This is a genomic window from Pseudoalteromonas ulvae UL12 (assembly GCF_014925405.1).
Taxonomy (GTDB): Bacteria; Pseudomonadota; Gammaproteobacteria; order Enterobacterales; family Alteromonadaceae; genus Pseudoalteromonas; species Pseudoalteromonas ulvae.
Map to the genome: position 1 here is coordinate 237,172 of NZ_AQHJ01000027.1, position 13,841 is coordinate 251,012.

Annotated in this window: 10 protein-coding genes; 3 read left to right on the top strand and 7 right to left on the bottom strand. The window is 41.2% G+C overall.

What is annotated here, in order from left to right:
- Positions 1 to 115: 115 nt before the first annotated feature.
- The gene (locus tag PULV_RS09180; RefSeq protein ID WP_193331522.1) at positions 116 to 2,911 is read right to left on the bottom strand and encodes a collagenase; all 2,796 of its coding nucleotides are present in this window, start codon (positions 2,909 to 2,911) and stop codon (positions 116 to 118) included.
- Between the two features lie 339 nt (positions 2,912 to 3,250).
- Positions 3,251 to 5,119 carry a tetratricopeptide repeat-containing diguanylate cyclase gene (locus PULV_RS09185; protein WP_193331523.1) on the bottom strand — a complete coding sequence of 623 codons (1,869 nt, stop codon included), beginning with the start codon at positions 5,117 to 5,119 and terminating at the stop codon, positions 3,251 to 3,253.
- Positions 5,120 to 5,263: 144 nt separating this feature from the next.
- On the opposite strand from PULV_RS09185, the gene PULV_RS09190 reads away from it, so the two are divergent.
- Positions 5,264 to 5,686, top strand: a complete 423-nt coding sequence (locus tag PULV_RS09190) for a hypothetical protein (protein WP_193331524.1) — start codon at positions 5,264 to 5,266, stop codon at positions 5,684 to 5,686.
- A gap of 76 nt (positions 5,687 to 5,762) precedes the next feature.
- Here PULV_RS09190 and PULV_RS09195 read toward each other — a convergent pair whose 3' ends face one another.
- Together PULV_RS09195 and PULV_RS09200 are read right to left on the bottom strand one after the other, a co-directional pair.
- Positions 5,763 to 6,950, bottom strand: coding sequence for a DUF4785 domain-containing protein (locus PULV_RS09195; RefSeq protein WP_193331525.1), 1,188 nt, complete (start codon positions 6,948 to 6,950; stop codon positions 5,763 to 5,765).
- An 11-nt stretch (positions 6,951 to 6,961) separates the two neighbouring features.
- Positions 6,962 to 7,819 (bottom strand): hypothetical protein, encoded by an 858-nt coding sequence (locus PULV_RS09200; protein ID WP_193331526.1) that lies wholly within the window; start codon positions 7,817 to 7,819, stop codon positions 6,962 to 6,964.
- Positions 7,820 to 8,218: 399 nt separating this feature from the next.
- On the opposite strand from PULV_RS09200, the gene PULV_RS09205 reads away from it, so the two are divergent.
- Positions 8,219 to 8,428 carry a cold-shock protein gene (locus PULV_RS09205; protein WP_086743770.1) on the top strand — a complete coding sequence of 70 codons (210 nt, stop codon included), beginning with the start codon at positions 8,219 to 8,221 and terminating at the stop codon, positions 8,426 to 8,428.
- Positions 8,429 to 8,593: 165 nt separating this feature from the next.
- Here PULV_RS09205 and PULV_RS09210 read toward each other — a convergent pair whose 3' ends face one another.
- Entirely contained in the window at positions 8,594 to 10,045 is a 1,452-nt protein-coding gene (locus PULV_RS09210; protein WP_086743771.1) for a RimK family protein, read from the bottom strand.
- 14 nt (positions 10,046 to 10,059) lie between these two features.
- Positions 10,060 to 11,160, bottom strand: a complete 1,101-nt coding sequence (locus tag PULV_RS09215) for a peptidase M42 (RefSeq protein ID WP_086743772.1) — start codon at positions 11,158 to 11,160, stop codon at positions 10,060 to 10,062.
- 296 nt (positions 11,161 to 11,456) lie between these two features.
- Here PULV_RS09215 and PULV_RS09220 point away from each other — a divergent pair, with 296 nt between their 5' ends.
- The gene (locus PULV_RS09220) at positions 11,457 to 12,530 is read left to right on the top strand and encodes a GNAT family N-acetyltransferase/peptidase C39 family protein (RefSeq protein WP_193331527.1); all 1,074 of its coding nucleotides are present in this window, start codon (positions 11,457 to 11,459) and stop codon (positions 12,528 to 12,530) included.
- Here PULV_RS09220 and PULV_RS09225 read toward each other — a convergent pair.
- Complete coding sequence (locus tag PULV_RS09225; RefSeq protein ID WP_193331528.1) at positions 12,516 to 13,733, bottom strand: glycerophosphodiester phosphodiesterase family protein; 1,218 nt, start codon at positions 13,731 to 13,733, stop codon at positions 12,516 to 12,518. The two genes, PULV_RS09220 and PULV_RS09225, sit on opposite strands and share 15 nt — an antisense overlap.
- Positions 13,734 to 13,841 lie beyond the last annotated feature (108 nt).

Here is a 13,841-nt window from a genome sequence, read left to right on the forward strand (position 1 = left end):
AACTATTACACTCTATTACACCGAGCATGAATGTCGGGATTGATGAGCTCCTGATACAAAAACACCTCACAGCCATTGCTGACAGTGAGGTGTTAATTTAACAAGTGATGACTAACTAACGACAACCTGCGGTATCAAAATCGACCACTATAGCGGCTCCTTGTGGCGCACCCGACACTTTAACGTATCCCCAGTAATTACTCTGTGTTTGCAATGAAATACATTCACTATTACCGACATTATAAGATGCACCATGGTGGTTCGAACCATTTGGCCAGCCCGCATTGCTGTACTCAATGGTTAAATCACCCGTTCCATTGGCCGTAGTGATAGACATGCTGCCATGTGCATTCACGTCAGCAATGCTAAACCACATCGGTTCTTGTTGACCTAAACAAGTCACTTGCCCTGCTGTTAAGCGACCATCAGTTACCGGTGCTTGAGTCGCACATACGTTTGGCAAACTATTGTTTTGCGGCGCTTTGAAACTTGCTGTCAAAGTAGTTTGATACGCATTGTAACCGCGAACCATCACATGATAGGTGCCCGCTTGAACATTTGCGATAGTACAAGTTTCAGTATTTCCGCCAATATATGGGCGACAATCGTACACATTTTGGTCGGCTTGTTGGCCAAATTTCACATATAAATCTGCATCTCCTTGGCCACCTGCTATTTTAAAGCTCAGTTCAGTGGCTCCTGCAGGCACTTGCAAGGTGTAGTGCGTTTGTGAATCTTGAGCACCTGAAATACTCAGAGGTTGTTTATTAACTAATTCATTGCCAATAGGCGGTTCGATAACATCCCCACCAATTACGGCTTGTGAAGTTGCGGTTGCAACGGCGCCTTGGTTATCTGTCACAGTCAAATACACAGTGTAGTTACCGGCCTGACTATAACTGTGGTTAGCTTGAGCTGATGAGCTAGTTGAGTTATCCCCAAAGTCCCATAAGTATGTAATAACACTGCCATCTTGGTCATAAGATGAAGTTGCATCAAACGCGATACTGATATTTTTATCTGCTGAGTATGGACCATTTAAAATGGCAACTGGCGCGATGTTTTCAACCGGAGGATTAGTGACATTAGTGAGCGATTGCGTCCAGGTCGTAAACTCTGCACCATAATTACTGGCCCATGTGTTGACCCTTGCTTTATAGGCTGTCCAGTCACCTTTGCGAGTGTCCGCGAGCATTAAATTCACTTCATCACGGTGTTTTTCAAACATAAACCTTACAGCTAAATAGCCCCAACGGTAGATACGATCTTGATCAAAACCATCGTACGTGGTTTCAAACACTGTCGCTAATGAATACGTAGAGCCATCATTAATTGTATCAATCGCTGCTGGGTTGTCGTTCTGATTGGCGACATATTCTGCAACCCCTTCTGTCCACCACACAGTTCGTTCAGTCGGGTTATTAAAATCGCCATACAAATCAAAACGCCCATCAAGATAATGCACATACTCGTGTTCAAGGTTCCAGACATAATGATCTGCATTGGCGTAACTTGCTTCATAAGCAATAAAGTTCGGAACATTATCAAGTGCAGCAGGATTTCCCTCTAAATACATGCCACCATTGTTGGTATCGATACCAAAAATAGCCCCACCGTACTTACCATAATCATCACTTGAGTCAAAAATGTTGACTTGCAACTGACTATTGTTGTCATCAGGAACAGGCACATTATTTGTTTGTAATTGAGTGTGGAAAAAGCTTTCTTCGTAAGCCATCTTGTCGCATGCAGCTGTTAACTGTACCGCTGTCATTTGCTGCGCTCGAATGCGAATAGTTGCGCTACATTGATGATTTTGTGGAAACACTTTAGCGACTAACTGCTCGCCATAACCACAAATATTGAACTCACTGCAATCTGCATAATAAGTGGCGGTATCTGCCGCACCTAACCAAACAACATCACCGTAACCAAACATTTCATAGGTTGAGAATATCTGTTTCAGCGCTGCATCAACATCAGCTTGAATCGCTGTGCCTGTGTAACTTTTAAGCCGACCTAATTCACGTGCCGCATTTGCCACCATAAACTCGGCATCTGTACCAAGCATATAGTTGCTCATAGCAAACTCTTTTAGAATCGTAACTAACTGACGATCGTTACCGACATTCGCAACAAAATTATCGTTCCATTGACCGCGGAAAATAAGCGTAAAAAAGCCATTGACTGCATTGCGCATATTCCAACCAGCAGCATAACTTTCATTCCAACGGCTTAGCCACGTTTTAGCCACAGAGAGATAAATATCTTGCTGCTCTGAGCTATCCATCGTGGTGATCACTTCAGCCATGGTTTTAGCATGACCTTCGTTATTATCATAAAAATGACTATTGTTTACAAACGCGTCAATTGCGCCTTTCACCGCTGGTTTAACCCAAGTTGCGAAACTCACTGAGTCGTTATAAAACTCAACAAAATAACCTGCACGTAAATACAAAAATAATGCCTCAAGATCCGCATCACCGCCGCCATTGTAGTTTTGAGCTAATGACTTGGCATGATTCGCCACTGCATGCATATGATTCGATGTAAATACAGTCGCTTGTATGTTGGAAGAAGCGCTAAATAAGTCATTAACACATGTCGCGCCTTGTGACTTAATACTGCTAATTAAAGTCGTACTATTGCTGGTATTAAACGCATCCAAATTACAATTTTCAGCCATAAGCTGATCAACCGCAGTTTGAATATTTAAATCGTGTAAACGGTGAGAATATTCATTTGGAATATCCCGTGAAACTGATTGTGCTTTTGGAACATTTAACTGAGGTTTGGCTTCAACCCCATGATAATGATTTTTTTGCGTGGCAGTATGTGGAGCCGAGCTTGCCAATACTGATTGAGCGCATAGCGCTGCCGATATCGCGATAACCAATTGTGTTGTTTTCATAATTATCTTCTTTCTAGTTGTGTGAGATTAAGCACTTGCCACTGCTGTTCAAAAATAACACAGAACAACAAAGTGCAACGACTTTTTAACAAACGAACAACTAAATAGCAAGATTTTGTATACAATATATTAATAGTTACCAATAAGGAAACAATTATAAACAAACTAAACGACTGAAAAAATGAGGCTTTAAATAGATTATTGCCTGAAGTTGGCTCAAAATATTTTTGTGAAACAATGTAAATTAAAAGTTAACTTGCAGACACATGGATAGCTAACACGCTTGAAATGATGACGCTTCATCTAGGTTCAATCAACTGCTTGGCTATTACAAAGTATTTAATCGAGCATAGTCGCTGAGAAGAGTTGGATTTGGTTACGCCCATGTTCTTTGGCGTAATATAGCGCGATATCAGCACGGTGGATTAACTGTTCAATTTGGCGATCACTGTCTAAAAGCATCGTAACACCAAAACTTGCTGAAACCGTTAAATTGGCTAATTCCGGTGCTGCGAAATGAAGTTGTTCGATCACAGTGCGAATGCGCTCCATTTTTTCTAATGCTGTGGACTCATCAACATTGCTGAGGACGATTAAAAACTCCTCACCTCCTAAGCGACCAATAAAATCAGGGGACACTAAACACTGCTGGCATACTTTAGCCACTTCAATCAGCACTGTATCGCCGACTAAATGCCCATACTGATCATTAATTTTTTTGAAATAATCAATGTCGAGCATCCCAATCACTAAAGGCTTTGCTGATTTTTTAGCGGTAAACATCTTCTTTTTTAATCGACTCAGTGCACTGCGTCGATTTGGAATATGTGTTAATTCATCCGTTGTTGCATGTAATTGGTGCTTTTTAGCAATGCGACGAACATAAAAGATCAAAACAATCAAGATGAGTAAACAAAAAGTGATTATCAAAGCAAGCCAGCTAAGCCAGCGGTTTTTCTCAGAGATTTCATCAAGGAAATCTTGTTTGGCCTCGTTTTGCGCCCTTAAGCGTTTATTTTCTAACTCTTGAACCTGTGTTTCCATCAAGGCACGACTTTGTTCTGCTATTTTGGCTGAACTCAAGTTGTAGTTTTTGACGGTTGCGCTGATGGCTTGAAAAAACAGATCCATACTTTGGTCATACGCTTGCTGATGATGTTTAATCACAGCCTCTAACTCGTAGAGGTAACTTTCAACATTAAGCTTTTCTTTTTCGGCGATAGCTTTCGCTTGCACAAGGTGCATCATAGCTTGATCAATTTGCCCAAGATGAAGTAAAGGATAAATAGAGTCCGCATAACCTGCAAAAATATAATCTCGAATATCGTCTTCTTGAGCTAATGTGAGTGATTGTGAAAACCAATCAACCGATTGTTGGTATTCACCTTTTGATTTAGCCACTCGCCCGAGTAAGGTTTTGATCAAGACTTCGACGTAACGATTTTGTTCAACATTAGCCTGCCCCAGCGCTCTGCTGGCATATTCCATCGTTTTATCAAGCTGCTTTAAATTAAAAAAGTTAAACGCAATATTTGCGTACACAACCGCATGATTTACGCCCAACTCTTTTTTATAAGCCAGCGCTTTTTTAAATGCTGTTAACGCTTTTTGAAAATGACCATGCTCGGATAATGCCAGACCCCGACTATTTTCAACCGAAGACCAAAAATCTTTGTCATCTATTTGTGTCGCAAACTGATGCGCTAAACTAAAATAATGCCAACCTTCTTCGTCTTGCATTAATCTTAAGGCGATATTCGCAGCATCTAATAATAAATAGCCATAAGAGGTGGAAGTTGTATTTGCTGGTGCTTGCTCTATTAACTTTTTAACTTGTTGATAATATGCAATATTGTCATTATCAAACGACCCCATAAAAAACAACTGACTTTTCAATGAGAACACAAGATCTTCATCTGTAATATGCGGGATTAACTCAGTGATCTGCCTCATTACCTCTGGATATTGCTCAGTTGAGTGGGCATTCAACGCAATGGCACTGTCAATAATTGCTCGTTTAGCCTTATTTTCAAGTGAAGGATGCTCGGGGTAATGTTCTTTTAGCTGCTGATAGTGATTAAAAAATTCATCACTCGAAAAATCACTTTTTTCGATTAACCTATCCAGCTGCTGCGATACACTAAGATTTGTGTCGGCGAGCACAAATACACTCAGTAGTAGGCATATCAGACAAAATAAGTTTTTCAAATGTGACGTTCCTAAATAGGGGCGGATCCTTTCGCATTTCATTTCTAATCATCAAGTATAGCGCTTTATTTTATCGACAATGAATTGACCCCATACCTTTGCAGGCTGATAATCGCTTTTCAACCATTGAAACGAGAATAAATCATGAAAAAGTTCAGCTTAATGTTGATAATCAGCGCAGTGACCTTATTGGGATGTGAGCAACAAGAAGAGATTAAAAGTGAAGCGCTCGAAGCTAAGCAAGAAGTCAAACAAGCACTGTCTGATGCCTGGAAAGATATCAAAGACAATGCCCTCGAACTCAAAGACGATTCGTTAACTGATTTACTCAATGAAAGTGAAGCACTAACCAAAGCCCTAGCTGCCGACGGCCAAACCTTAAGCAAAGAGCTCTTAGCTGAGAGTAAAACGCTAATTGAACAGAGTAAAGTCGTCGCTAAAGACAGTTGGTTAGAAGGCAAAGAAAGCGCCAGCGAATTATCAGAAGATGCACACAAAGCCATTGAAGAATTAGCAGAAAAAATTAAGGCTCATCGCGAAGCCATTGAAAAATCAAACTCGAACTAATCAACCCGATTCTGGGTTAACACTACATAAAAAAAGCCAGAACTCTGGCTTTTTTACTCTGCAATATTACTAAAGCTTAGAAGCGCTCATGATGCTCAAGCAACATCATTCGGCTTTGATCGACTAGCTTCACATTGGCTAAAAAAACCGGCCCTGTTTGCAGACGTTGATTATCAATCGTAAAAGGCAATTCAAATATGCCATCTTCATTTAGCCACTGTGCCACCTCGATAGTTTGCAAATATTCAATCTGACCCGTTGATGAATGCTGTGCCAAGGTTGCCGTGACCGCATAACGCCCAGAATGCAAGATTTTCACTGGCATCGAGATTTTATTCGCCTGATCAATCTTTGGCGACATGCTCTCTAATTGTGCTGTCTTGATAACATGTGCAAAAGGTACTTTTATGCTGCGTTTTACCGTCAGGCCAGCAAGCACTTTTTCGGTCGTCATTTCAAGTTCATAAAACCCTTTATATGCACCGACATTTTCTAAATCATTCGGTAGTACCACTCGCCCTTTTTGAAAATCGGCAGGAGTTTTAACGCCTTCGGGACTGATTAAGTTCAGAGCCGTGTGGGCTTCATCAATCATCTCGCCAGCAAGGCGGCCGACGAGTTTAAACCCCTGACCATGTGCTTGAAATGTATTATCCGCAATAACTTGCAGCTGATGAGGACTATATTTTTCTTTTACATGCATTAAATAAGTGGCATTCGCTGCTAATCCTTGCTGACTTTGCATCACTAGTCGTCCGACACCTTGCTGAGCATTCGTGGTTAACGCGATACTGCCATCGTTAAAACCCGCTAAACTCATTTCTTGCTGCGATACGGTTTGTTCAATCGCTTGAAAATGCGATTGCGGACTATCAGGTCTAATTTTTAACAATCGAGCATTCAAGGGCTCGCTTTGCAATGCTTCTCCTTCGCTATAATGTGTTTTAGGGGCAATACGGATAAATGCTTCTGTCGAAGTGGTATAAATTGCCACCCCCGCCGAGAGCTGCTCTCCGGTAACTTCTTGCCAATACTCATTACTTTTTAGCGTTTGCTCTGTTGTTGTGAGCGCAGTTATATTTTGAGGTTTAGGCCAGATATACACAACAGCTTGTGTATTGTCTGCATGGGGATCATTAAGTGTGATCGGTGATGTGGCTGTGACCTTGTAATCATTTACTTGCTTGTTTGTTGCACTTACATTCATTGATATAAGCGCACTCATCAACCAAAAAAGACCAACGGATTTCGTTACATTATTCATTCTGTGATCCTTTATATGCGGTTTTTCAAAATGGAGCCCAAATTAAAACAATCTCGGCGACTTTGCTGATGACTAAGGGGTTCTTTGCCTCTGGTTTTTTGCTTGTCAGTAAACCAAACATCTCCAGCTGCCATTTGTGAACTGCAATTTAAAAAGCCATCGGAGCAACTATCCAACCAATTTTGTGTTACTTCTAAGGCCACCTGATATTGATAACCTGCGCAATAACTATCTCCATCCCAGATAGCCGAATCAACATCACTGCCTACAACGACTTCAAACTTAGTAGGTAAATTGGGTCTATTCTGGGTGCCTAGCAACCAACTTGCATTATAATTAGCCATCCATGCGACTTGCTGTTGTTTCACTGCATCGGTTTTGTAGCCTAAGATCCAACCTAAAGAAGACTCAAATGCATTACCTGCGGTCACTGCATCAGCTAAAGGAGTGCCGCCACTTGATGGCGCAATTGCAATTGCATGCGAAATAACTTCAATTAATGGCACAAAGCGGTTATCCCAAGTCGGATTTGATAAAATCCAGCGCAGAACATTTGCACCATTAGAATGAGTAATAACTTTGAGGTCAGTAATCCCCTCTTTAGCAATAAAGTCTGTGAGTTGCTGCGCTAAACAACCAGATGCTTGTGTACTCCACATGTATTGATCAAAGTCACAGTTAATGACAGTCAATAAATTAGGATCGGCTAAACCCTGTCGAACATTATTGATAAACCCTCCCGTCCAATAATCATTATAAGCATCCGTTTGATTTCCCGTTCCATGTATAAAGGCTAAGCCCGTTTTTGCATGAACTTGCCAACTCAGGCAGCCAAGTAGCAGCCAGATTAATCGTGTTTTTGTTGTCATAAATTGTCTCAATGTGTGTTTAATTTTAACTGAGGTACGTCCTCAGACCTCCGATCTATGGCAGAGTAAAAAACAAACAGCAAATAAAATTTACATAATATTCACATTTATTCTAAAAAAGGGGACTGATATAGCGTTTTTAACAACAGATTAACCTGAGCAAAAAACAAACAGCCCCACCTCTGGATTTATTATGACAAGCAAAGAAAATCAGTGCTTGACTCTCAAATGATATAGGCTACACTGAGCTCTGTTTGAAAGTACGACCTTATTTATGCATACCATTTCGAAGTTTAGTAACTCGTCCTGTTTTTTATAAGTAATTGCAATACTTCCAGATCAACGGCAGTCTTCATACTGAAACTGCTTATATTACTCAAAAAGAATTAGGATATTATTATGTCTACTACAACTACTGGTACAGTAAAATGGTTTAACGAAGCTAAAGGTTTCGGTTTCATCGCTCAAGAAAATGGTCCTGACGTGTTCGCTCACTTCGGTAACATCGTTGGTGAAGGTTTCAAAACTTTAGCTGAAGGCCAAAAAGTTGAGTTCATCGTAACTCAAGGTCAAAAAGGTCCTCAAGCTGAGAAAATCGTAGCTCTTTAATTGCTAACGATTTAGTTAACACTCGTTAACTGACTAATTGTTCTATGCAGAACAAAAAAAGGCGAAACCTTCGGGTTTGGCCTTTTTTAATGCCTAAATTTAGGGATTAAAATCATTAAAAAGAGCACCTACAGTGCCCTTTTATATTCATTGCAATTAATTCGACTAACGGCCGCGTTTTTCTAATCGTGCCGCAAATTCAGTCATAATATGCATGTAAAGCTCATTGCCTAAATATGCATCTTCAACTTTATGGTCAATACTTGGATTATCATTGACTTCAATGACATACACTTGTTTGCCTTTTTGTTTAATATCCACACCATACAATCCTTTACCGATGATCGAGCATGACTTAATAGCGGCATCGAGTACTTTCTTTGGCACTTCAAATGTTGGCAATGTCTCAAACCCACCTGAAGAAAACCGTTTTGAACCATGGTTATAAATCTGCCAATGGTTTCGCGCCATATGATAACGACAAGCATAAATGGCTCGGCCATTTAATACCCCAATTCGCCAGTCAAAATCGGTGTATAAGTATTCTTGAACAAGCACCAGTGCAGTCCCTTTAAGCAAATCATCGAGTTGATGGATTAATTCACCTCGGTCTTTGACTTTAAAGACCCCTTTAGAAAATGCCCCTTCTGGTAATTTTAATACCATCGGATAACTAAATGCTGCCTCTATTTGCTCAATGCTCCCGGGCTCAGTACTGATCACGACCTGCGTTTTCGGTGAAGGTACTTTGTTATAACTAAATGCATCGTGTAAAAAAGCCTTATTACAACACCGCATGATTGAAGTGGAATCATCAATCACCACTAAGCCTTCTTGCTCGGCTTTACGTGCAATTCGATAAGTATGATGATCAATTGCGGTAGTTTCACGAATAAACAATGCATCATATTGTGCAATATGATTCGCTTCTTTAGCCGTAATGGTATGCGCATTGATGCCGACTTTTGCCGCTGCTTTGATAAAACGACTGATAGCATCTTTGTCACTCGGTGGGTGACTTTCTTCGGGATTGACTAAAATGGCCATGTCCCAACGTAATTTTCGCTGTGAAGCCGATTGTCGCCATATCCTCTGCGTATATTCATTTAGTTTTTTCATAAAAAGACTGTGCAGCGCAATCGGTAACTCCGAATAAGCGCAGCGGCTGACACTTAAATGTAAGCCTGTCCCTTCAATTGTGAGGCTAAGTTTTATAATTGGAGCGGGATATTTATCGTAGACACGGCGAGCGAGTTTTTTTAACCCATCCAGTTCTACATATCCAAAAAATGCATAGACATCTAAAGGCTCATCCATTGCCAATTGCACCAAATCAGAACTAAACACTAAAGCACTGTCACTATTACTGGCTAAATGACGCAAGTCATTAATAGTGCTCACACTAGGGAGCACTTTATGCTGGCGAGCTTCTGCGAGCAAAGAACAATAATATCCCTGACTTAAATAATGTTCGGTGTCACACAGGTTAATCACTCGGGTTTTTGGTTCATTCTTCTTCGGGTAATCCTGTAAGTATTGTTCAAACGTGATAACGTCATAGTTATCACCAGCCAGTACAGCATCAATTGATGGTGCAACAACTAAAGTTTTATACATTCTTTTATAATTTCCTAGAATTTAAGATTTGATAGAGCCATTAACAAGGTTAAAAAAGCGTGCACCGACTCTAAAGGCGCGGACTCTTCCATGGTATGATAACCTGATGTTGGAATTTGTAACGTCGTGCCATCAACTAGACCATTCGACGCGGCAATAATTCGCCCCATTTCAGTCGAACCCAATGACGCAGGCTCTTCCCCACGGGCGATACGTTGCTCATTGATTGATTCAACGTATTCGTCTTTAAATTGCACCTGTAATTTATGCTTTTTACATACTTTCACTAATTTTTTGGTTAAAGCTTGGTTAAAGGGTGCATTGGCATCTTTATTTCGTAGCACTAAATGCTGTAACTGTGCCGTGGCAAAATCCGGATATGGACTTGTATCCACTACGATTAACTGATTGGTTGAACCGCCAAAACGGCGAAACCATTCCAGTAGATAACGCCAACTTTTACCTGCTTCTTCTTGTGCGGTGAAAAATGCAGTCCCTTGAAAGCCTCTTTCAAATAAATAGACCAAAGCCGCCGCGGTCAACACATTATCGAGCTGACCAACAAGCGCACTGTCGGTTATTTTGAGCTTATCCAAAAAAGCCACAGGAGTACCAGCCACCAAATGCTCAAGTCCCGCCACTTCAAAAATAAGGTTATTACGGTGTTCACAAATGTATGTGCCGGTGATTTCACCTTGACCGCGGTATGCGCCTGACCAAGGTTCATACGCATAGACAGCCCCTTGCGAAAAACGCTCAACAATCTTTTTCATCAACTGTTCACTGACTGAGTTGCCAAGCAGATCTGAGCGAGCCCCTGAAACAAACGCAGCGTATTGAAATTCATTTGGGCCTGTACAGACTAAACCATGACGATCGATATGCGCTGAAAACATAATGCTGTGGGGATCGTTTCCTTGAGCTACGAGCACACCTTCATACCAAGTGACTTTCGCACCGCGCTCTTCTAACTCTCGTTGTAAAACTCGAAAAAAAGAATGCTCCGCTCCAACCACGCTTGGGTTACGTAGCAGCGAATTAAGGAGATGAATAAATGAATCGGGTAAACCATGATGATGATTATCTGAGTGACTCTTATGATGGACTGAACTCATATTTATTCCAATTATAAATAGGTCGCTAGGGCAATGCTTGCCACATCATTTCTGACGGTCTGGGCACCCCAACTTAAGGGGTTAAAACAGCTATATAACGTGGAATATTCATAAATGCAAATAAAAACATTGATTTTTTAAATAAAATATTCATCTCATCCTGACGATTAAAATAAGTTGTCAAACTATAGTATTTCAATACTTTACAACTATTTTTTCAAAGCGCACAATTCTCACTACACAGGTAATTTTATGAGCAACAAACGTTGATCTCCCCTCTTTTCAGACCCGCAGTAATGAGTGATCTGACTGCACTTGAAGCCCTCGAAAACACGTGTTTTAGCAGTGATAAAATTAGTCGACGAAGCTTTTTACGCTGGCTCAAGTCCGGCAATTGCCTCATTTATGTTGCAGAGCAAGAACAAATATTGCTCGGCTACGGATTAGTGTTACTTCATAAAGGCACTCAACTGGCCCGCTTATACTCATTGGCGATTAGTCCTAACGCCAGAGGATTAGGCATCGCCAAGCAATTATTGGCTCATTTAGAGTTAGCTGCTGCAGATTCTGGGCGGTTATTTATGCGACTAGAAGTAGCCAAACCCAACCTTGCCGCGATTAGTCTGTATCAGCAACTAGGGTACAAAAAATTTGGTGAATACAGCCAATACTACCACGATCATAGCGATGCCCTGCGGATGCAAAAGCGGATCCGGAATCTAGTTGCAGCAAAGCAGCCAAAACCGGTTCCTTGGTATCAACAAACCACCGAGTTTACCTGCGGGCCGGCATCTTTAATGATGGCCATGGCGTCATTGGATACCACTCTTGTGCCAAATCAAATGCTAGAGCTCGATATTTGGCGAGAAGCCACCACTATTTTTATGACCTCAGGCCATGGTGGTTGCCATCCTTTAGGTTTAGCTATTGCAGCAAAACATCGCGGCTACCCTGTTGATTGTTACATCAGCCACCAGCGCCCTCTTTTTATTGACGGTGTACGCAGCGCGCACAAAAAAGAAGTGATGCAAGTGGTCGAGCAACAATTTAGAAGTAAATCAGAGCAACTAGGTATCAATGTTCACTACCAAGATTTTAGCCAAATACAGGTAGAACAATGGCTGCAAAGCGGCTATGCCATTTTAATTTTGATTAGCACATACCGCATGGATGGCCGTAAAGTCCCTCATTGGGTTGCCGTAACTGCGATTGATGAAGTGTGCTTATATGTGCATGATCCAGATCCTGACGATGAACGCCCCGATCCACTCGATTGCCAGCATTTACCGATTGCCCGAGCAGACTTTGATAAAATGTCTCAATTCGGCTCTGATAAATTGCGCACTTGTGTGGTACTAAAGCCCAGTTAAATCTAAACAATTTGCATAATAAGCCGCTGTAGCTGGCCAATCAGAAAACACCGCTTTGACTCCTACTTGTTGTGCTAAAACATCAAGCACAACAAGTTTATCACCCGAATGACGAATTGCAGATTGCACACTTTGGTAGTACCACATCGCACCACGCGGCGGTGAACGCTCAAAAGACCAAGCAATCAGATTTAATCCTGCTTTTTTGGCAGCTAATGCATAGGCCGATGGAATGATCTCACCTTGCTCAGAGAGCTGAACCAAAACCCAAATAGGCGGAGCTAAGTTTTTTAGCCCCGCTTGAGCCAGTTGCTGCATGGACGGTTGCCATGTTGAGGGATCATTGGCATTAAATTCAGCTTGCTCATAACGCTCATCCAGCCACACAATCTGCTCAGCAGGGATAGTGGGGTGCGCGAGCCAAAACTCAATATCAGAAAACTGAAATGATTGCAGCCAAACATCCTGCCATTTCACCCCAGCTTGCTGATACTCATTGAATAACATCGTCGCGTATTGTGTTTGTGTGAGCCCAAAAAAAGGCATCTCAACCATAGGCTGTTTTAGCTCAGGCACCATTTTGACATCGAGCGATTGAAACAATTGGATACTCTGTTTATGTGTCATCAATGTACCCGTTTGTGCATATAAATCAGTGCGCCACTTTTCAGTTCCTTGGACAAATTCAGCCGGTGTTTTTGCTTTGGGGTTCACACCATCCATTTTGCCTTTTAGGGTTAAAAACTCATCAACTGTGATATCTGATGTACAACACAATGCTGAAGCTGCTTGCCCTGTTTGCTCATTATAAGATTCAAAAGGTTGTCGACACGTTTTAGCCAAACTTGGCTGTAATAAAATATCCGTAGTCGCATGTAGGTCACATTGTGAATGGCGGCAAACCAATTGAGCATCTTTGGTAAATGTGACGTCACACTCTAATGCCCCGGCTCCCATTTTGGCGGCTGCTATATATGATTCACGGGTATGCTCTGGAAATTGAAGGGGAGCTCCTCGATGCCCAATCGCAAATGATTGGCCTTTCATTGGTTTATGTTCACAGCTTTTTAAACGTGATTTCAATACACTCGGCGCTAAAAGCTCTATTTGGTAATTAGGCCTCACCCCCACAGATACATTCGCTAAACTTGACAAACTCACGACACATAATAAAACACAGCTTAAAAAATTATAAATTTGCATAGATTACTCTGTTTATCAAACTCCATTAAGTTTAACGAAACAATATGTCATTTTTGCTAATCAAACTTATATTTTAATAATCAATCAGCGAATAAAGCTGACCTAACA

Excerpts from the sequence above, each read along its gene's own strand:
- PULV_RS09180 (WP_193331522.1), bottom strand. The coding sequence starts at position 2,911 with ATGAAAACAACACAATTGGTTATCGCGATATCGGCAGCGCTATGCGCT.
- PULV_RS09190 (WP_193331524.1), top strand. The coding sequence starts at position 5,264 with ATGAAAAAGTTCAGCTTAATGTTGATAATCAGCGCAGTGACCTTATTG.
- PULV_RS09195 (WP_193331525.1), bottom strand. The coding sequence starts at position 6,950 with ATGAATAATGTAACGAAATCCGTTGGTCTTTTTTGGTTGATGAGTGCG.
- PULV_RS09200 (WP_193331526.1), bottom strand. The coding sequence starts at position 7,819 with ATGACAACAAAAACACGATTAATCTGGCTGCTACTTGGCTGCCTGAGT.
- PULV_RS09205 (WP_086743770.1), top strand. The coding sequence starts at position 8,219 with ATGTCTACTACAACTACTGGTACAGTAAAATGGTTTAACGAAGCTAAA.
- PULV_RS09210 (WP_086743771.1), bottom strand. The coding sequence starts at position 10,045 with ATGTATAAAACTTTAGTTGTTGCACCATCAATTGATGCTGTACTGGCT.
- PULV_RS09215 (WP_086743772.1), bottom strand. The coding sequence starts at position 11,160 with ATGAGTTCAGTCCATCATAAGAGTCACTCAGATAATCATCATCATGGT.
- PULV_RS09220 (WP_193331527.1), top strand. The coding sequence starts at position 11,457 with ATGAGTGATCTGACTGCACTTGAAGCCCTCGAAAACACGTGTTTTAGC.
- PULV_RS09225 (WP_193331528.1), bottom strand. The coding sequence starts at position 13,733 with ATGCAAATTTATAATTTTTTAAGCTGTGTTTTATTATGTGTCGTGAGT.